This window comes from Phycicoccus sp. Soil802, assembly GCF_001429605.1.
GTDB lineage: Bacteria > Actinomycetota > Actinomycetes > Actinomycetales > Dermatophilaceae > Pedococcus.
Genome location: NZ_LMSS01000001.1, coordinates 303,445 through 323,072 on the forward strand (window position 1 = coordinate 303,445; position 19,628 = coordinate 323,072).

Below are 19,628 nucleotides of genomic sequence, written 5' to 3' on the forward strand. Positions count from 1 at the left end.
GCGGCATACCTCAGTCGTCGACCCAGAACCCCCGGCCGCCGCCGTAGAAGCCACCGAACTGCTCGCGGTAGGAGCCGGGACCGCGCGACCCGAGGTAGCTGCCGACGACGGCCGCACCGAGGTCGTCCAGCTCCGGCGCCACGACGCGGCCGTCCACCCGCTTCGCCATCTGGTCGATGAACCGGGCCAGCCCCGGGTCCTCGCCGAGCCGGAAGAACGTCACCTGCGCTCCGAGCCGGGCCACGTTGTCGAGCTCGCGCACGCTGTAGGCGACGGTGAGGGGGTGTGGCGGGTAGTCGAAGTAGACCTGGCCGTCGGGTTCGAGGTGCGCGGTCGGCTCGCCGTCGGTCACGACGAGCAGCACCGGCTGCGCGCTCGGGTGCTTGCGGAAGTGCCGCGCCGCGAGCAGCAGCGCGTGGTGCAGGTTGGTGCCCTTGGCCCACTGGGCGTCGAGACCAGTGAGCTGCTCGATGTCCATCACCTCCGCATGCCGTCCGAACCCGATCAGCTGGAGGGCGTCGCCACGGAACCGGCTGGAGATGAGGTGGTGCAGGGCCAGGGCGGTGCGCTTCATCGGCACCCAGCGCCCGTCCATCGCCATCGAGAACGACGTGTCGACGAGCAGGGCGACGCAGGCCTGGGTGCGCGCCTCGGTCTCGGTGACCTCCACGTCGCGGATGTCGAGGCGTATGCCGCGTGCGGGCTGGCCGCCTTCACCCGCCGTCCGCAGCACGGCGTTGGTGACCGTGCGGGTGACGTCCCAGGGTTCGGTGTCACCGAACTGCCACTCCCGGGTGGCGCCGCTGGCTTCGCCGGCCGCCCCGGCGTGCCGCACGTCGCGCTGTCCCTGGCGTCCGGACAGCCGGGTGGCGACATCGCGCAGCAGGGCCTTGCCGAGCTGGCGCATCGCCTTGGGGGACAGTCGCAGCTGTCCGTCCGAGGTGCGGTTGAGGTAGCCCGAGTCGCGCAGGGCGCGCTCCAGCTCGCTCAGGGTCCTGGCGTCCACCGCGGCGTCGTCGCCGACCAGCCGGGCCAGGGCGTCGATGTCGATGTCGTCCATCCGCGCGCCGGGATAGGACTGCGAGAGCTGCTCGGCGAGCTCGTCGAGCGACGCGAGCTGTTGCAGGGCCCCGGTGCCGTCGCCGAGACCGAGCCCCTGCGACCCCTCGAACTCCTCGGAACCTCCCCAGTCCTCACCGGGACGCAGCGCCTGCAGGTTGGCGTCGAGCTGCCCCAGCTGGTCCATGAGCGCCGGTGACCTGAACGCCTGCGCCGACAGCTGCATCAGCTCGGCCCGCTGTTCGGCGGTCATCGAGTTCAGCATCCGCTGCGCTGCGGCCGCCCGCTGGGCCAGGCTGTCGATGAGCTCGTCGACGTCCTGTGGGTTGTCGGGGAAGAAGTCACCGTGCTGCTCCATGAACTCGCGGAACTGCTCGGTGGTGTCCTCGCCCCGCGCGTGGGCCGCGAGCAGGTCGTTGAGGTCCGAGAGCATCCGGCGGACCTCTTCGCGGTCCTCGTCGGTTGCGTTCTCGAGGGCCTGCTTCATGCCGGCGAACCGCTGGTCCAGGGCCTCGCGGCCGAGCAGGTCCTTGATCCGTTCGTAGTCGGCCCGCGCGGACGGGCTGCGCCACGGGTAGTCGGACAGCTCGCTGACGGCCCCCGCGGTGGACGGCGGCAGGCTCTCGATCCGCATCTCGGCCAGCCTGGCGTCGTCGTCGAGGTCGCGGGCCAGCCGCTTGCGCTCCTCGAGCACGGCACGGTCGAGCAGCTCGCGGACCTCGCGCAAGGTGCCGTCGAGCGAGTGCCGTTGCAGCAGCTCCTGGCGCTTCTCGGCCACCCTGCGGGCCAGGTCGTCCAAGCCGGTCTGGTCATGGCTGCCTCGGCGCAGGTACTCGCGCATGGCGTGGTCGGCGGAGTAGCCGGCCATGACGTCCTGACCGATCGCGTCGAGGGCGTCGGCCAGGTCGACCGGGGGTGCCAGGGGGTCAGGCCCGCCTGAGTACCGCGCGTACCGCGACCGGTGCGGGCTCATCCGTAGACCGTCTCCCCGTCCGCCGAGTCCTTGTCGACGCGGCGCGCGAGGTAGAGGGCCTCGAGCGCCAGCTCCACCGCGCCGGCCCGCTCACCGGCGCTGTGCGCATCGAGCCGGTCCGCGATGGCGTCGTAGAGGTCGGACTCGCCGAGCACCGGCAACCCGGCCAGCACGTCGGTGGCCGCCACCTGCTCGCCGGTGGTGACGGTGGCGCCACCCTCCAGGGCGGCGACCAGCAGGGCGAGGTCGATCCCGGCCAGGTGGCGTCGAGCGGTGTCGGCGATGGAGGTGCGCAGCAGGTGGGTCAGGATCTCCTGCTCGCGACCCTCCTCACCGGTCTCGAACTCGATCTTGCCGGCGAGCACCTCGACGGCACTGTCGAGGTCGACGACTCGGGCCACGGCCTCGGGCTCGCCCTGACGGGTGGCGCGGTGCAGGGCGGCCGCGGCGACCGTCTCCGCCCCGGCGATGGAGAACCGCGCCGAGACGCCGGAGCGCTGGTCGACCGAGCTCGACTCCCGCAGCGCGCGGGTGAACCGGGCGAGGACCTCGACGAGGTGGTCGGGCACCTGGGCGACCAGGGCGGCCTCCTGCCGGATGACGGCCATCTCGTCCTCGAGCTCGCGCGGGTAGTGGGTGCGGATCTCGGCGCCGAACCGGTCCTGCAGGGGAGTGATGATCCGGCCCCGGTTGGTGTAGTCCTCGGGGTTGGCGCTGGCTACCACCAACACGTCCAGGGGAAGCCGCAGGACGTAGCCGCGGATCTGGATGTCGCGCTCCTCCATCACGTTGAGCATCGCGACCTGGATCCGCTCAGCGAGGTCGGGCAGCTCGTTGATCGCCACGATGCCGCGGTGGCTGCGGGGGATCAGCCCGAAGTGGATCGTCTCGGGGTCGCCGAGCGAGCGCCCCTCGGCGACCTTCATCGGGTCGACGTCGCCGATCAGGTCGGCGACGGAGGTGTCCGGAGTGGCGAGCTTCTCGGCATACCTCTCGTCGCGGTGCCGCCACTCGATCGGGAGGTCGTCGCCCAGCTCCGCCACCCGTCGCCGTGAGGCGTGGATGACCGGCTCGTAGGGGTGCTCGCCGAGCTCGGACCCGGCGATCACCGGGGTCCACTCGTCGAGCAGCCCGACGAGGCTGCGCAGCAGCCGGGTCTTGCCCTGCCCCCGCTCGCCGAGCAGGACGATGTCGTGGCCGGCGAGGAGGGCTCGCTCGAGCTGGGGGATGACGGTGGTGGCGAAGCCGTGCAGCCCGGGCCACGGGTCGCGGCCCTCGGCGAGTGCGGCGACGAGGTTGCCGCGCACCTCCTCGCGGAGGGTGCGGTGCTCGTGACCAAAGGCGCGCAGCTCGCCGAGGGTCGAGGGAGCGGGCGGGGGAGCAGTGGTGGAGGCAGAGGGGTGCGTCACCTCCTCACGCTAACCCCGCCTGTGCCGGATCCGTATGCCGGGGACCGCCCTTCGGACTCACCGGTCGCGTCCCAGCCCGCTCGCCCGGTCAGCCCATGGTCTTCTGCCCGTCGAGGGACTCACGGATGATGTCGGCGTGACCAGCGTGCTGCGAGGTCTCGGCGATGATGTGCAGGAGGGTCCGGCGAGCCGACCACCGCGCCCCCGGCTCGAACCACGGAGCCTCAGGGAGCGGGTGTGAGGCGTCGAGGTCAGGCAGGCTCGCGACGAGCGCGTCGGTGGCTTGGGCGACCGAGTCGTACTGTGCGAGTAAGTCGTCCAGCGTTTCGTCCGCTGTCATCCGATGCGAGTCCATGAAGGCCTTCACGTGTTCCGGGGGGTTCTGCCAGTCGACGTTCTCCCAGTCGATGGCGGGACGGGGCGCGGGTCCGTCGACGATGAAGTCGGCCCACTGCTTCTCGGTGGTGGCGACGTGCTTGATGAGGCCGCCGAGCGTGAGCTCCGAGACAGTGGTGCGCTGGCGGGCTTGGTCGTCGCTGATGTCCTTGACGGTGAAGCGCAGGAAGTCACGATGGCGTCGCAGCGACTCCAGGAAGTCGGCACGTTCACCCCCTGTCGGGGCGGATGTCGAGGTGGGTGCGGGGGTGTGGGTCTGGTCGGTGGTGGTCATGGCTCCACGCTAGGAGTCCAACCGGTCAGTTCCTGACCGCTTTACCCCCGAAAGACTGAGGGTTTCGGAGGATTCCAACGGCCGGTCGCTGAGCCCGTTTGGGTGCGGAAGGCGGGGCTGACCTGCGGCGTTGTCGGGGTGATCTCTTGCCGTTGCGCTTGGTCCGTGTTCCACTGGAGTCAAGTTAATGCCCTTGAGCCGGGGAGCTTGGGGTCGACTGCATGCAGGGGACGACGCACGTGCGCAGCCTCGTTCGGCTGTTCATCGGTGCCGCCCTGCTGTGTCTGGCCTGGGTGGTCCTCACCTCCGGACAAGCCTCCGCAGCCGAGCGGCCCACCGCCTCGCACCCCCGCTCCGACGGGGTTCGCAGCCTCCCGCTCATCGACCGGACGGGCCTCGAGACGGTGCTGGGCAGTGCCCTCGGAAAGTCGTCCGCACCGGCCGAGCGGTCAGCGGCCCACCCTGCGAAGTCCTCGAAGGCCGCCACCTCGCACGCTTCGGATGAGACGGAGACGGCGAACGAAAAGCGTTCTGGCGCAACGACTTCCAGAGCGTCGACTTCCACAGCACCGACTTCCACAGCACCGATGTCCGCCACGATCGCGCCGGTCCTCGACCTGGTGGGCGCCACGACCCGGTCAACGGTCGACACCGGTCTGACGCTGGTCACCGACGTGGGTGAGGTGGCCGACTCCCTGCCCGTGGCCGGCGAAGCGCTCGGGTCCGTGACCGACACCGTCGTGACCCTGGTCCAGTCCCTTCCCACCGTGGGCGTCCCGTCGCCGATCGTGCCCCTGCCGATCGGCGACGGCACGCCTGTCCAGGTGGTCCCGCTGCCGGGGGCCACGGAAGTCGTTGCGACAGAGCGTGACCCGTCGACGGCCCGAGCCGACCTGCGGCGCCCCCATTCCCGTGACCGTCACACGTCCCTGACCGAGGACGGGCTCACGCCCGGTCGCCACGGGCCCCCGGTGCAGGTCGAGGTGCCCGCTGGACCCAGCCGACCCGGCGAGCCCTCCGGCCCGTGGGTTCCGTTCGACTCCTCGCCGGCCCTGCCGAGCCAGCCGTCGTCCACCGGCGGCGCGGCCCAGGGTGGCGGCGACCATGCCACGGCGAGCGCGAGTCTCGTGCTCCCGAACCCGAGCTTGTTCGGCCGTAGCAGCGCCGACTGGCGCGTCCCGCGCGGCCTTCCCGCACACCCCGGCACCCAACCTGACTAGTGCCGCTCTCGCGCCGTGATCTCGGCGCAGAAGAGCCATGCCCGGACACGGGCGACACAGCACGTTCAGGAAGGAAAGACCATGCATGCATATGTGCGCAGAGGGCTCGAAGTAGCCCTGGTGGTCGGGGGCGGCATCCTGTTCTTCGCAGGACAGGCGTCGGCCGACGAAGGCACCACCGGCGCGGATAGCGCCCTCGGTGGCAACCAGGCGGCAGTCTCTGTCGTCGCCCCCGTCGCCGTGACGGGCAGCTCCATCTCGGTGGTGGGGGACTCGGACTCGTCCGGTGCCCGGGCCACGACACCAGCGACGCCTGAGGCGCCGACGGCCCAGGTCGCCAGCACCTCCGGTGCGGACTCGGCGGCGGGTGGCAACCAGGCCGCTGCGGCGGTCGCGGCGCCGGTCACGGTCAGCGGCAACAGCGTTTCGGTGCTGGGGGACTCGTCGTCCTCGGGTTCGACCGCGACCGCTCCCTCGGGTGGCACGGCTGGTTCGGCTGGCGGTGCGGGTGACTCGACGTCGGGTGAGGGCTCGGCGGCGGGTGGCAACCAGGTCACCGCTCCGGTGACCGCACCGGTCACGGCCGGTGGCAATGCGGTGTCGGTGGTGGGGGACTCGTCGTCCTCGGGTTCGACCGCGACCGCTCCCTCGGGTGGCTCGGCTGGTTCGGCTGGCGGTGCGGGTGACTCGACSTCGGGTGAGGGCTCGGCGGCGGGTGGCAACCAGGTCACCGCTCCGGTGACCGCACCGGTCACGGCCGGTGGCAATGCGGTGTCGGTGCTGGGGGACTCGTCGTCCTCGGGTTCGACCGCGACCGCTCCCTCGGGTGGTTCGGCTGGCGGTGCCGGTGACACGACGTCGGGTGAAGGCTCGGCGGCGGGTGGCAACCAGGTCACCGCTCCGGTGACCGCACCGGTCACCGCCGGTGGCAATGCGGTCTCGGTCTTCGGGGACGCCACCACCACGGGAGCCGCCACCGGGCCCGACCCGGCCACACCTCCCGGCGACGACCCGAGCGACCCGACGACGCCCACCACGCCTGGTGACGGCGCCGACGGATCGGCGGGCCAGCCCTCGGGCGACACCGGGAGCGGGTCGAGCAGCGCCAACCCGGCAGCCTCGGCCCTTCCGGCCGTCGGAGCACCCACTGCGGCGGCCGCGCTGGCGATGACCGGTGGCGTCCCGTGGCAGCTCCTGCTGCTCGCCGGACCCCTGCTCCTCGCCGGAGCAGGCACCCGGGTCACCGCGCGGAGGTTCGCCGACGTGAGGTGACCCGGCAGGGGAGGACGGACGGTGAAGCAGCCCGCCGTCCGTCCTTCCCCCGCGCCCGCGGCCAGTCCCGAGGCTCACTCTCGGCGAGTCCTTGATGGGATGACGACACCAGGGTGGGGCCGATCCATCAAAGATCCCGAGGCGGTGCGCGACACCAAGGCGGTGCCCTATGATCGAACACATGTTCGAATCGCTGGAGGGCTCCCGTCGGTCGTCCAGCACGGCCGGCGATGTCTGCTTCGGCTCGCCGGCCGGGTGAGGCCGGGGGACGCCTCGCGGGTCCGTCGCCGACGAGACCTGCGAGCCCTGCGGTGCCTCCGGGCTGGCCTCCGCTGGTGCCGCCGCCGGAGTCGCACGGCTGGCAGGTCCCCGCCGTCTCGTGGCTGCTCGACTTCTGTCCCTCCGAGTACCGCCTGTATGCCGGGTGGCGACGGCAGCCGGTCGCGTTGGCCTGGATGACGACCCGGCACATCGACGCGCAGGTGGTCGCGATGCGGCAGGCCTACCGTGAGGTGCGCGTCGAGCTCGGCGACCACCTCACCAGCGAGGGGCTGGCCCAGGTGCTGGCCGACCTCGAGACCGAGGGGGTGCGGCTGCTCGCGGCGCGACGCAGTGCTGGTCTGGTCTACGACGCGCTGCAGGGCAAACGCTACGTGCCCAGGTTGTGAGTCCCCGCCACGAACCATGCCGCGCCCCGCACGAGGCTGCCCCACGCGCGGTGCCGCCCCGCGCGCACACGACCACCCCACGCGCGATGCCGCCCGCGCGCGGTGCGCCGCCGCGCCCGGTGCGCCGCCGCGCCCGGTGGGGCACGGCGGCATACCGAACGGCGTCAGCCCTTCTCGGCGCCCTCGTTGGCGCCCGACACGAAGTAGCGCTGGAAGGCGAAGAACAGCGCCGCGACCGGGATCGTCGTCAGGAGCGCGGCGCCGAGCTTGAGCGGGTACTGCGAGCCGGCACCCAGGTCGCCGCTGGCCAGGCTGGCCAGGCCGGTCACGAGGGTCTTCAGCTCCGGGCTCTGCGTGGTGACCAGGAAGTGGGTGAACTCGTTCCAGGAGCCTTGGAACGACAGGATCGTCAGGGTGATGAGGGCTGGGCGGGCCATCGGCAGCACCACCGACCAGAAGGTCCGGAACACGCCGGCCCCGTCGATCCGCGCGGCCTCCTCGATCGACACCGGGACCGAGTCGAAGAACTGCTTCATGATGAAGACCCCGGCAGCGTCGACGACCAGCGGCAGGACCATCGCGGTGTAGCTGTCGTAGATCCCGAGGTAGTTCACCATGAGGAACTTCGGGATCAGGAGCGCGACGCCCGGCACGCTCATCACGGCGAGCACGGTGGAGAAGAGGAACCCGCGGCCGCGAAACCTCAGGCGGGACAACGCATATCCGGCCATGCTGTCGAGGAAGACCCGAGCGGCCGTGATGACGACGGTGACGACGACCGAGTTCGTGAGCCATCGCATGATGGGGAGCGAGGTGTCCCCGCCGATACCGAAGATCCGCTTCCAGGTCGAGAGGTCGAGCGGGTTGGGGACCAGGCTCAGCGGGTTGTCGGTGGCGCTCGCGTTGGACTTGAACGACGTCGCGGTCTGGATGAGGAACGGGTAGAGGTAGATGACCGCGAAGGCCACGAGGATGACGTAGAAGAGCGTCAGCTTCCAACCCTTGGTCCGCTGGTTCACCTCACACCTCCGGTGCCGGTGCCCTGGGTCGCGACGCCGACGGCGGCTGCCCGCCCGAAGCGTCGCCTCGGCTTGATGTCCTTGTCGCGCATGAGCCACCGCTGGAAGGCGGTCAGCACGACGATGAGGACGAAGACGATGAAGGACATCGCCGCGCCACTGCCGTACTGGAGGCTCGTGAAGGACTGCTTGTAGGACAGGTAGGCCGGGGTCAGCGTGGTGTTGGCGGGGGCACCCTTGCCCATGACGTAGATCTGGTCGAAGAGCTGCCAGGTGCCGATCAGCCCGAGCGTGGTCACGAGGAAGAACGCCGGCTTGAGCATGGGGATGGTGACGTGGCGGAGCTTCTGCCAGCCGGTGGCGCCGTCGAGCATGGCGGCCTCCTCGACCTCGACCGGCACGTCCTGCAGGGCCGCCAGGAACATCAGCATGAAGGTGCCGGTGGTGGTCCAGACCGCCAGGATGATGACGACGCACATGGCGACCGAGGGCCCGGCGAACCAGTCCCAGACCGAGCGGCCGAGGACCAGGCCCTGGCCCCACCCGGGGTTGTCACCCGCGCCGAACCAGCCCAGCACGATGTGGAAGAGCCCGCGCGAGTCGCTGAACCAGGCCGGCCCCTTGATGCCCACGGCGCTGAGGACCGCGTTCACCGCGCCCGAGTTGGCGAAGAGGAACAGGAACACCACGCTGATCGCGATCGAGCTCGTGACCGAAGGGAAGTAGAACGCGGTGCGGAAGAAGCCCTTCCCTTTGAGGAAACGGTTGCTGACGATCAGCGCCAGGAAGAACGACACCGCCGTCTGGAGTGGCACGACGAACAGCACGTACCAGAAGTTGTTGTTGAGGGACTGCATGAAGTTGGCGCGCTTGAGGCCGTCCTGGGTGAACAGGGACGTGTAGTTGCTGGTCCCCACCCACTCGGCGTTGGTGCCGCCGTTGAAGGGCGAGCCGTTGCCGTTCCAGTTGGTGAAGCTGACGTAGAGGGCCATCACGATCGGGATGAACAGGAACAGCCCGAGGATGATCATCATGGGCGCGGTGAACAACCAGCCTGCGACGGCCTCGCCGCCGCGGATCCCGCCGCCGGCCTTGGCGCGGCGGCGGGATCCGGGGATGACGGTCATGCTCACTGACCCTTGAGGGCCGCGTCGCCGTTCTTCTGCAGGCTGGACAGGATCGTCTTCGGGTCCTTGCTCGCCAGCTGCTCGAGGTCGGTGTTGAAGGCGGCCATCACCGGGTCGAAGCCCGGCACGTTCACCGGACCGGTGCCGTAGGCACCACCGGCGGAGAACGCGGCGTCGTCAGGGAAGGCGGCGGCATACTGCGTCGAGCCCTCCTTGGTGGACGGCATGACACCGAACGCCTTGGCGAACTCCATCTGCTGGTCGACCGAGGTCAGCGACTTCACGAGGTCGACCGCGGCGGCCTGGTTCTTCGACTTGGCGGCGATGCCCCAGCAGTTGCTGAACAGCAGCGTGCCCTTGCCGGCCGGACCAGCCGGCAGCTCGACGACCTTGGCCTTGATGTCGGGGAAGTCGTTCTTCAGCGCGCCGCGGATCCAGTTGCCCTCGATGGTCATCGCGGCCTTGCCCTTGCCCAGCGCCTCGCCACCCCAGCCGGCGTCGACCTGCTTGGCGTACTTCATCGAGCCGGCCTTGAGCAGCTTCTGCGCCTCGGTGAGCCCGGCGACGTTCTCCGGGGAGTCGGCCGTCACGGTCTTGCCGTCGGGGCTGACGACCCAGCCGCCGGCCTGACGCATGAAGACCCCGAGCCGGGCCCACTCGCCACTGACGACGAGGCCGGTGACCTTGCCGCTCGTGAGCTTCTTGGCCACGGTCTCCAGACCTGCCCAGTCCTTGGGGATGTCGGCGTCGGTCAGACCGGCCTTGGTCCACATCTCGGTGTTGATGACCAGGGCGAGCGTCGAGAAGTCCTTCGGCGCGCACTGGAGCTTGCCGTCGTAGGTGTAGGTCTGCACGAGGCTGTCGAGGTAGCCCGCGTCCTTGACCTGGTCGCCGTAGGCGTAGAGGTTGCCCGCCTTGGCGAAGTCGCCGATGCGGCCGGCGTCGGCGTAGAAGATGTCCGGGGGAGTGCCACCGGCGAAGCCCTGACCGAGCTGCTGGTTGAGGTCGGAGGCGACGACGACCTCAGCGGTGTTGCCGGTCTTCTTGGCCCAGGTGTCAGCGGCCGCCTTGACGGCCGCGGTCTCGGCGTCGCCGGACGTGCCGATCAGGATCTGCAGCTTCGCCGGGCCGGACGACTGCTGCGGTTTGGCGCCTTCGTCGAAGCCGCCGCCACCGCAGGCGGTCAGCGCCAGCGATGTCGTGGCCGCGACGACCAGGGCCAGGGTGGTGTTGCGCCTCATGGATGCTCCTCAGGATGGGTTTGCCGTCCGCAGGGATGTCGGACGACCTGGGTGACTCAGGGTCAGGGGGTGGGTCGGGGTACAGGGGTCGGAGGGCGTGCTGGGGTGTCGCCCGCGCGGGAGGTGCTCTCGCGGACCGTGAGCGTCGGGGCCAGCAAGGCGGTCAGGGACAGGTCGGTGCCCTTCGCATGGACGATCCGCCACGCCTCGGCGGCCGCCTGCTGGAGCGGCTGGCGCAGGCTGCTCAGCTGCAGGGCCTCCGCGACGTCGCTGTCGTCGAACCCCACCACGCCGATGTCGCGGCCGGGCTCGAGGCCGCGGTTGCGGACCGCCCGCAGCGCTCCGAGGGCCAGCAGGTCGGACGCGCAGAGGATGGCGCTGTCCGGCCCGAGGCGCGCCAGCAACCGGTCGGCCGCCGCAGTCGCGGCGGCGAGGTCCTGCACCGCCTCCTCGGCGATGGGGTCGTCCGCCAGACCGGCGTCGGCGAGGCCGGCCAGCCAGCCTCGGCGCCGGTCGTCGCCGACGGGGGAGCCGTCCGGCCACCCCAAATAGGCGACCGAGGCGTAGCCCTGCCCGAGCAGGTGCTCGACTGCGAGCTCCATGCCGGCGCGTCCGTCGACGTCGACCCACCGACCCATGTGGGGTTCGTCCCAGATCCGGCCGAAGGTCACGAAGGGCACGTCGTTCTGGAGCAGCCAGGCGGGCCGGGGGTCGTCGTGCCGGGTGTCACCCAGCACGAACCCGTCGACCAGCCCGGTGGAGAGGATCTGGTCGTAGCCCGCGAGCAGGCTGGTCAGGTCGGGAGCGAAGGTGACCAGGTGGCAGCTGTGGTCGGGGGCCGCCACGGTCAGCTCGACGAGGAAGCCGTCGAGGATGTGGCCCATCTTGCCGGCGCCCGAGGGGTTCACCTCGAACCCGTAGGCGGAGGCCTTGCGCCGGCGCAGCTGCTGCGCCGCCGCGTTGGGGGTGAACCCGAGGCGCTCGATCTCGCGGTGGACGCGCACGAGCGTGGCGGGCGCGACCCGCTGGGGGTAGTTGAGAGCGTTGCTGACGGTCTGGCGGGACACCCCGGCCGCGGTGGCGACGTCGACGATCGTCGCTCGTCCGCGGGACTGCTCAGGTCCACTTGCCACAACCGCTCCCTTGCGCTGTGATCGACCGACGGCTTGGGTGAAGATGCCCTATTTGAACGATCCAACTAGGCTGAATATGGCCCACGGCGGGCCGGCAGTCAAGAGATCATGGCCACCAACCCTTGACGAATGCCCTGAGGGAAGCCTTTAGGAAAGCCTTGGGGAACGCCCTGAGGGAAGCCTTGAGGAATGCCCTGATGGAAGCCCCTGATGGACCCAGTGCTGAACCCGGAAGCGAGGCCCGCGTGACCACCGAGCAGAGCCCACGTCAACCGTGGCTGCACGACCTGCGGATCATCGTCGACGGCAACGCGACGGCCCTGTCCGCGACCACGGGTGACGTGAGCCCCGGAGCCGGTCACGGGCTCTTCGTCGACGACGTGCGCCTCCTGTCCAGGCTCGAGCTGACCGTCTCGGGCGAGACGCCCAGCGCGGTCGCCTCGGAGGCCGGTGGTGCCACGGCGGAGTTCTTCGGCGCGGCTCGCGGGCTGGGCGACGAGGGGCCCGACCCGACCGTCGAGGTCCGCCGGGTGCGCACCCTGGAGGGAGCCACCCTGCACGAGGACGTGACGGTGACCTCGCGGGCTGCCCGCACCGTCCGCGCGACGTTGCGGCTCGAGCTCGGGTCCGACGGCCTGGCCATCGCCCGGGTGAAGTACGGCACCTTCGACGCTCCGTCGGTGGCGCCCGAGCTGACCGACGGGGTCCTGACGTTCACCACTGAACGGCACAGCACGCGCGTCGACTTCGACCCCGGTCCGACCCGACTCGAGGTCGCGACGGACCGCGCCGTCGTCAGCCACGACGTCGTCGTGGAGCCCGGCGAGAGCCAGACCCTCAGGGTGACCGTCACCGCCTCCCGGACGACAGCCTCGGAGTTCGACGCCGACCCGGGCGGCGCCGCCGTCACGTGGGGCGACATCCGCGTCACGTCCGACGAGCCGCGTCTCGCGCCCCTCGTCGCCCAGTCCACGGACGACCTGCAGCACCTCCTGCTCCGCGACCCCCTCGAGCCGGCCGACGTCTTCGCCGCAGCCGGATCTCCCTGGTACCTCACGCTTTTCGGTCGGGACTCGATCTGGGCGGCGCGGATGATGCTGCCCTTCGGCACCGAGCTCGCAGGCGGCACGCTGCGCGCACTGGCCCGTCGTCAGGGCACGCGACACGACGCCGACTCGGCCGAGCAGCCCGGCAAGATCGCCCACGAGGTGCGCCGCACGGCATACACGGGGTCGCCGCGGAAGGGAGACCTGGCGCTCCCCCCGCTCTACTACGGCACCGTCGACGCCACCGCCCTGTGGGTGACGCTGCTCGTCGAGGCCTGGCGCTGGGGGCTGTCGGAGGGCGAGGTCCGCGCGCTGCTCCCCAACCTGCGCGCGGCCGTGGCCTGGCTCACCTCGGACGGCCAGCCCGACGACGACGGCTTCCTCAAGTACCTCGACACCACGGGCCACGGCCTCGCCAACCAGGGCTGGAAGGACTCCGGCGACTCGATGCGCATGCGCGACGGCAGCGTCGCTGCCGCGCCGATCGCCCTCGTCGAGGCGCAGGCGTATGCCGTGGAGGCACTGCTCGGGGCCGCTGACCTCCTCGACGCGCTGGGTGAGGACGGAGCGGACACCGCACGGGTGGAGGCCGGGGCGTTGCGGGAGCGCGTGCGGCGGGCTTTCTGGGTCGAAGGCGGTGCGGGCCGCTACCTCGCGATGGCGCTCGACGGGTCGGGCAAACCCGTGGACGGGCTGGGCTCCAACATGGGGCACGCGCTCGGTACCGGCACGCTGGACGCCGCGGAGGCCGCCGCGGTCGGGGAGACGGTGACGGGTGACGAGCTGCTCGACACCTTCGGCGTGCGCACCCTCGGCACCGGCAACGGTGGGTTCAACCCGATCGGCTACCACACGGGGTCGGTGTGGACCCACGACACCGCCATCGTCGCGCTGGGCCTGGCCCGTGAAGGGCTGACCGGGCCGGCTGCCCGCGTGGCGCAGGCCCTCGTGGCGTCCGCCGAGGCGTTCGACTACCGCTGGCCCGAGCTCTACTCGGGGCTGCCCATGCTGGGTCGCCCCTCGCCCTACCCCGCCTCGTGCCGACCGCAGGCGTGGTCCGCGGCCTCGGCCGGTGCCATCCTCACCGTCGCACTCGGCCTGCGCGCCGACCTGCCCGGCGGTGTCCTGCACGTCGACCCCGTCCTGCCGCTGCCGTTCGGCGCGCTGCGCGTCGAGGGCCTGCGGCTGGGTGGCGTGCCCTTCACGGTGTCCGTCAGCCGCGACGGTGAGGTGGAGGTCACCGGGGTCCCGCAGGAGGTCCGGATCAGCCGGGGCGCATAGACTCGGGCGGTTCCCCTGCAGAGATGACAACCGGAAGGACGGCGTGCGTGGGAGTGCTCGAGACCATCACCGGCCCGGCCGACCTCAAGGCGCTGACGCCTGCCCAGCTGCCCGGGCTGGCCCAGGAGATCCGTGACTTCCTCGTCGAGTCCGTCTCCAAGACCGGCGGCCACCTCGGCCCCAACCTCGGGGTCGTCGAGCTGACCATCGCGCTGCACCGCGTCTTCGACAGCCCCCGGGACGCCATCGTCTTCGACACCGGCCACCAGTCCTACGTGCACAAGCTGCTCACCGGCCGGCACGACTTCAGCCAGCTCAAGAAGCAGGGCGGCCTGTCGGGCTACCCGAGCCGGGCCGAGTCCGAGCACGACGTGGTCGAGAACTCCCACGCCTCCACCGCCCTGTCCTGGGCCGACGGCATCGCCAAGGCCCGGCGACTGCGCGGCGAGAAGGGCCGGCACACCGTCGCGGTCATCGGCGACGGCGCACTCACCGGGGGCATGGCCTGGGAGGCGATCAACAACATCGCCGCCGACAAGGACCTGCCCCTGACCATCGTGGTCAACGACAACGAGCGGTCCTACGCCCCGACCATCGGCGGCCTGGCCGACCACCTCGCGACCCTGCGCACCACCCGTGGCTACGAACGCTTCCTCGACTGGGGCAAGAACACCCTGAGCCGGACCCCCGTGGTCGGCGGAGCGATGTACGAGACGCTGCACGGGGTGAAGAAGGGCATCAAGGACATCGTCGCGCCGCAGGGCATGTTCGAGGACCTCGGCCTGAAGTACCTCGGCCCGGTCGACGGCCACGACGAGCAGGCGGTCGAGGCGGCGCTGCGTCGCGCCAGGGCGTTCGGCGGGCCCGTGCTCGTCCACGTCATCACCGAGAAGGGCCGCGGCTACGACCCCGCCCGGCGGCACCAGGGCGACCAGTGGCACGCCATCGGCAAGTTCAACCCCGAGACCGGGCTGCCGTTCGAGGTGAGCGGCCGGATCTGGACCGACGAGTTCAACGACGAGATGGTCGCGATCGGCCGCGAGCGCGAGGACGTCGTCGCCCTCACCGCGGCGATGCTCATCCCGGTCGGCCTCGACGGCTTCGCCGCCGCGTACCCCGACCGCGTCTTCGACGTCGGGATCGCCGAGCAGCACGCCGTCACCATGGCCAGCGGCCTGGCCTATGCCGGCCTGCATCCGGTCGTCGCGGTCTACGCCACCTTCCTCAACCGGGCCTTCGACCAGCTGCTGATGGACTGCGCGCTGCACAAGGCGGGCGTCACCTTCGTCCTCGACCGGGCCGGCGTCACGGGGAGCGACGGTGCCTCGCACAACGGCATGTGGGACATGACGATCGCCTCGGTCGTCCCCGGCCTGCGGCTGGCCGCGCCCCGCGACGGCGACCAGGTCAAGCGCCAGCTGCGCGAGGCCATCGACGTCACCGACGGGCCGACCGTGATCCGCTTCCCCAAGGGTGATGTCGGGCCGGCCGTCGACGCCATCCGCCAGGACGGGGTCGTCGACGTGCTCCACGAGACCTCGACGGACCGGTGCGACCTGCTCCTCGTCGGGGTCGGTGCCTTCGCTGCCATGGCCGTCGACATCGCGGGCAAGCTCGAGGCGCAGGGACACTCGGTCACCGCCGTCGACCCGCGCTGGGTGCTGCCGGTCAGCGACGACCTCGTCGCGATGGCTCGCCGTGCAGGTGCCGTCGCCGTGGTCGAGGACAACCTCGTCAGCGGGGGAGTCGGCGCCGCCGTGACCCTGGCCCTGCGCGAGGCCGAGGTCGACGTACCGGTGCACGTGCACGGCATACCGAAGCGGTTCCTCGACCACGCGTCGCGGGGACAGGTGCTCGAGGAGGTCGGCCTCACCGCGGACGCGGTGGCTACCTCGTTGGCGACCCGCCTGCGCTGAGCCTGTTCACCTGCAGGCGCATCAGGCGCAGCGCGAGCTGGAGCTCGAGCGCGTCGTCGGGGCGCTGCCAGTGCGGTCCGAGGAGCGCGGAGATCCGCTCCAGTCGCTGGCTCACGGTGTTGACGTGGACGTGCAGGTCGGTGGCCGCGTGCCGGGGGCTGCCGCCGGCGTCGAAGTAGGCCTGGAGGGTCTTGACCAGCTCGGAGCCGCGGCGGGCGTCGTAGTCGAGCAGGGGACCCAGGTGCTGGGCGACGTACCCGCTGACGTCGGGTGCCGACCCGACGACCAGACCCGCGAAACCGAGGTGGCCCGCGCTGGCTCCGGTGCCTGCCAACCCGAGCGACACGAGCGCGGAGACCGTGCGGACGGCTTCGCGCCACACGGCCGGCAGGTCGGCGCCGAGGGTGGTCGGACCGGCCGCGCCGACGGTCACGGTGGCGAGCCGACTGAGCCGGCGGGCCAGCTCGGCAGCGGCTTCGTGCGGGTCCTGCGAGGGCAGCAGCGCGACCACGTGGCCGTCGTGCTCACCGACGACCGAGCCCTGCCCGGCTGCGGCGTGGGCGGCGAGGAGCAGGGTGCGGCGCGGGGTGTCCGGGTCGGCGTGGGCGACCAGCACGGCGTGAGGAGCGGTGGGGTCGATGCCCTGCGCCCGCGCCCGCGTGGCCAGCGACGTCGGGTCGCCGCGACCGCTGACCAGGTCGGCCACGAGGTCGGTGCGGACCCGTTGCTCGGCCTCGGCGGCGGTGCGTTCGAAGAGCAGCACGAGCGCCGTCACCACCGACGCCCGCTCGACGGTGCGCCGGTCGGCGTCGTCGAGGATGCCCACGCCCCCGAGGACGAGGGTGCCGAGGGGGGTCTGGGGGGCCTTCACGCCGATCGCCCACTGGTCCGTGCCGGGGTCGTGGGCGAGCCGTCCGGTGCTGTCCGTCTCGCGGACGGCGCGCGACCGGGCCAGCACACCGGCGTTGCCGTCGTCCGGCAGCGGGGCCGACCCGTGGGTGCTGAGCAGCTCGCCCTCCGAGCTCAACAGCACCACCCAGCCCCCGAGCAGGTCGCCCAGTGCCTTGGTGATGTCGTCGACCCCTCCACCGGCGAGGACCAGCTCGGCGAACCGGTCGTGGGCAGCGGCGGCGCGCTCCACCCCGGCCGTGTGGCGTCGGACCTCTTCGGCGCTGCGGGTCTGCACGATCGACACGGCGGCCAGCGCCGCGAGCGAGCCCAGCAGGGCCACCTGGTCGGGGGAGAAGGGGCGCGGGGAGCGGTTGGCCGCGAACAGCACGCCCACGAACTCGTCCTCGACGAGCAGCGGCGTGCCGCAGATCGACACCAGGCCCTCGTCCCCGACGGCGCTGTCGATGGTGCCGGTGTGCTGGAAGCGGTGGTCGTGGAGGTAGTCGGCGCTCCAGTAGGGCTTGCGCGTCGAGGCCACGAGCCCGCCCAGGCCGTCGCCGAGCGACAGCCGCACCTCCTGGAACTCGGCGCTCACCGAGCCGTCGGTCGCGCGCATGAAGGTGTCGCCCGCCTCGGGGTCGAACAGCGTCAGGTAGGCGACGTCCGTCCCCAGCAGCGCCCTGGCCCGGCGGACGATCGCCTCGAGGATGCCGCTGGGGTCACGCATCGCAGCCAGGTCACGAGCCGTCTCGACGAGGCCGGTGAGCTCGGCCTCCCGGCGACGCCGCGAGTCGAACGCCGCGCGCACCCGCAGCGCCAGGTCGCGGGCCTCGTCGGCGGCCTGGGCCGCAGCGGCGTCGTCGGTCGCGGCGGAGCCGGGCACCACCGCCTCGAGCTCGGCCGCCGGAGCACCCTGCGCGAGCAGGCGCAGCAGCGTCATCGCGGGGGAGTCGTCGTGGGCGTCCATCGAGTCGGATCCTAGGCGGCGGACCCGCTCAGTGGGCGGTCCAGCCGCCGTCCATCGAGAACGACGAACCAGACACCGAGTCGGCCGCCGGGCTGCACAGGAACGCCACCAGCTCGGCCACCTCGTCCGGCTCGACCAGCCGCTTGAGGGCCACCGGCGCCAACATGACCCGGTCGACGACCTCGTCCTCGGAGATGCCGTGGGTGCGGGCCTGGTCGCTGATCTGCTGCTCGACCAACGGCGTCCGCACGTAGGCCGGGTTCACGCAGTTGCTCGTGACCCCGTGCTCGCCACCCTCGAGCGCGGTCACCTTCGACAGGCCCTCGAGCCCGTGCTTGGCGGAGACGTAGGCGGCCTTGTAGGCACTGGCCCGCAGCCCGTGGACGCTCGAGACGTTGACGACCCGGCCCCAGCCCTGGTCGTACATGTGGGGCAGGACGCGTCGGGTCAGCCGGAACGGCGAGGTCAGCATGAGCCGGATGATCAGGTCCCAGGTCTCCACCGGGAACTCGTGCAGCGGGCTGACGTGCTGGATCCCGGCGTTGTTGACCAGGATGTCGACGGTGCCCGGCAGGGCGTCGACCGCGTCGAGGTCGGCCAGGTCCACCGCGAGGGCCTCGACCGCGCCGACCCCGTCGAACCGGGAGAGGCCCTCGGCGTCGCGGTCCACGGCATACACGCTCGCTTTGGCGGCGACCAGTCGCTCGACGCACGCGGCCCCGATGCCGCTCGCGGCCCCGGTCACCAACGCGCTCCGTCCGGACAGGTCGAGCAGCGTCGGCGTCATCGGCATGCGGCGAGACTAGGTGCGGCGCGAGCACCCGAGCATGTGGTGCCAGCCCACAGTTCGCCGCCGACCTGTGGTGCGTCGGGACCCCCTCGGGCGGGCGCCGTGTGGGGTGGTGTCGGGGGTGGTGCCTAGCGTCGTGGCCATGGACCTGGAGGAGAGCACGGTCGTGGTCACCGGGGGCGCGACGGGGTTGGGCGAGCACCTGGTGCGGTCGTTCGCCGACTGCGGCGCCCGCGTGGTCATCGCCGACCGCGACGCGGCGGCGGCCCAGCTGCTCGCCCGTTCGGTCCGCGAGCGTGGCGGGTCGGCCAGCGCCTGCCGGTGCGACGTCACCGTGGAGCGTGACCTGCAGGCGCTCCTGGCCCTGGCTGGGGACTTCGGCGGTGTCGACGTCCTGGTCAACAACGCGGGTGGCTGGGGGGCAGCGGCCCACCAGTACCCGGACGCAGCGTTCGAGGAGTGGAGCCAGGTCCTCGACCTCAACCTGCGGGCTCCGATGCGCCTGCTCCAGCTCAGTCTGGACGGGATGCGCCGGCGCCGCCGGGGCGCCGTCGTCAATGTGGCCTCCAGCGCGGGGGTGGCGTCGTCCGCCTACGGCAGCCCTCCGTATGCCGTGGCGAAGGCCGGCCTCATCCGCCTCACTACCGCGCTGGCCGGGTTGCAGGCCGAGGGGGTCCGGGTCACCTGTGTCGTGCCGGGGTGGATCGGGCTACCGAGGGCACACACGGAGCGAGCGGCTCTCGACCCTGCCGAGCAGGCCACCGTGCCCGCGCTGGTGCCGCCGCACCTGGTCGCCGGCGAGGTCGTGCGCCTCGTCCGGGAGGACGTCACGGCCGGCACCGTGGTCGAGCTGCTCGACGGCACCGCGCGCAGGGTGCTCCCACCCGCGCAGTGACCCACTGACCTGCCGGTGGCCGGCACACCGTCGCTTCGGTGTGCCGGCCAC

15 protein-coding genes are annotated in these 19,628 nt (G+C 71.6%); 6 read left to right on the forward strand and 9 right to left on the reverse strand.

Annotated features, from left to right (window positions below; genetic code table 11):
- Positions 1–10 precede the first annotated feature (10 nt).
- From ASG91_RS01360 to ASG91_RS01370, 3 genes are all read right to left on the reverse strand, one after another.
- Positions 11–2,032 (reverse strand): VWA domain-containing protein, encoded by a 2,022-nt coding sequence (locus ASG91_RS01360; protein WP_056920812.1) that lies wholly within the window; start codon positions 2,030–2,032, stop codon positions 11–13.
- Positions 2,029–3,441, reverse strand: coding sequence for a hypothetical protein (locus ASG91_RS01365; RefSeq protein ID WP_056920813.1), 1,413 nt, complete (start codon positions 3,439–3,441; stop codon positions 2,029–2,031). The genes ASG91_RS01360 and ASG91_RS01365 overlap by 4 nt, the downstream gene beginning before the upstream one ends.
- Before the next feature lie 88 nt (positions 3,442–3,529).
- Entirely contained in the window at positions 3,530–4,111 is a 582-nt protein-coding gene (locus ASG91_RS01370) for a DinB family protein (RefSeq protein ID WP_056920814.1), read from the reverse strand.
- Positions 4,112–4,698: 587 nt separating this feature from the next.
- Here ASG91_RS01370 and ASG91_RS20485 point away from each other — a divergent pair.
- The 3 genes from ASG91_RS20485 to ASG91_RS01385 all read left to right on the forward strand — a co-directional run bounded on the left by ASG91_RS20485 (position 4,699) and on the right by ASG91_RS01385 (position 7,271).
- Positions 4,699–5,331: a hypothetical protein gene (locus ASG91_RS20485; protein ID WP_157605915.1), complete on the forward strand. Its 633-nt coding sequence runs from the start codon at positions 4,699–4,701 to the stop codon at positions 5,329–5,331.
- Between the two features lie 81 nt (positions 5,332–5,412).
- A complete protein-coding gene (locus tag ASG91_RS01380) occupies positions 5,413–6,603 on the forward strand; it encodes a hypothetical protein (RefSeq protein ID WP_157605918.1) in 1,191 nt (396 codons plus the stop codon).
- 335 nt (positions 6,604–6,938) lie between these two features.
- Entirely contained in the window at positions 6,939–7,271 is a 333-nt protein-coding gene (locus tag ASG91_RS01385) for a hypothetical protein (RefSeq protein ID WP_056921214.1), read from the forward strand.
- A 164-nt stretch (positions 7,272–7,435) separates the two neighbouring features.
- On the opposite strand, the gene ASG91_RS01390 is transcribed toward ASG91_RS01385, so the two are convergent.
- The 4 genes from ASG91_RS01390 to ASG91_RS01405 all read right to left on the reverse strand — a co-directional run bounded on the left by ASG91_RS01390 (position 7,436) and on the right by ASG91_RS01405 (position 11,791).
- Positions 7,436–8,290 carry a carbohydrate ABC transporter permease gene (locus ASG91_RS01390; RefSeq protein ID WP_056920817.1) on the reverse strand — a complete coding sequence of 285 codons (855 nt, stop codon included), beginning with the start codon at positions 8,288–8,290 and terminating at the stop codon, positions 7,436–7,438.
- Positions 8,287–9,417: a carbohydrate ABC transporter permease gene (locus tag ASG91_RS01395; RefSeq protein ID WP_056920818.1), complete on the reverse strand. Its 1,131-nt coding sequence runs from the start codon at positions 9,415–9,417 to the stop codon at positions 8,287–8,289. The genes ASG91_RS01390 and ASG91_RS01395 overlap by 4 nt, the downstream gene beginning before the upstream one ends.
- 2 nt (positions 9,418–9,419) lie before the next feature.
- The gene (locus tag ASG91_RS01400) at positions 9,420–10,658 is read right to left on the reverse strand and encodes an extracellular solute-binding protein (RefSeq protein WP_056920819.1); all 1,239 of its coding nucleotides are present in this window, start codon (positions 10,656–10,658) and stop codon (positions 9,420–9,422) included.
- Between the two features lie 62 nt (positions 10,659–10,720).
- Positions 10,721–11,791, reverse strand: coding sequence for a LacI family DNA-binding transcriptional regulator (locus tag ASG91_RS01405; protein WP_056920820.1), 1,071 nt, complete (start codon positions 11,789–11,791; stop codon positions 10,721–10,723).
- A 245-nt stretch (positions 11,792–12,036) separates the two neighbouring features.
- Between ASG91_RS01405 and ASG91_RS01410 the strand changes: the two genes are divergently transcribed.
- Together ASG91_RS01410 and dxs are read left to right on the forward strand one after the other, a co-directional pair.
- Positions 12,037–14,118 carry a glycogen debranching N-terminal domain-containing protein gene (locus ASG91_RS01410; protein ID WP_056920821.1) on the forward strand — a complete coding sequence of 694 codons (2,082 nt, stop codon included), beginning with the start codon at positions 12,037–12,039 and terminating at the stop codon, positions 14,116–14,118.
- Positions 14,119–14,165: 47 nt separating this feature from the next.
- Positions 14,166–16,034, forward strand: a complete 1,869-nt coding sequence (gene dxs / locus ASG91_RS01415; protein ID WP_056920822.1) for a 1-deoxy-D-xylulose-5-phosphate synthase — start codon at positions 14,166–14,168, stop codon at positions 16,032–16,034.
- Here dxs and ASG91_RS01420 read toward each other — a convergent pair.
- Both ASG91_RS01420 and ASG91_RS01425 read right to left on the reverse strand, forming a co-directional pair.
- The gene (locus ASG91_RS01420) at positions 16,006–17,892 is read right to left on the reverse strand and encodes a helix-turn-helix domain-containing protein (RefSeq protein ID WP_056920823.1); all 1,887 of its coding nucleotides are present in this window, start codon (positions 17,890–17,892) and stop codon (positions 16,006–16,008) included. The two genes, dxs and ASG91_RS01420, sit on opposite strands and share 29 nt — an antisense overlap.
- Before the next feature lie 28 nt (positions 17,893–17,920).
- Positions 17,921–18,685, reverse strand: coding sequence for a 3-hydroxybutyrate dehydrogenase (locus ASG91_RS01425; protein WP_056920824.1), 765 nt, complete (start codon positions 18,683–18,685; stop codon positions 17,921–17,923).
- 139 nt (positions 18,686–18,824) lie between these two features.
- Between ASG91_RS01425 and ASG91_RS01430 the strand changes: the two genes are divergently transcribed.
- Positions 18,825–19,577 carry an SDR family NAD(P)-dependent oxidoreductase gene (locus tag ASG91_RS01430; RefSeq protein WP_056920825.1) on the forward strand — a complete coding sequence of 251 codons (753 nt, stop codon included), beginning with the start codon at positions 18,825–18,827 and terminating at the stop codon, positions 19,575–19,577.
- Positions 19,578–19,628 lie beyond the last annotated feature (51 nt).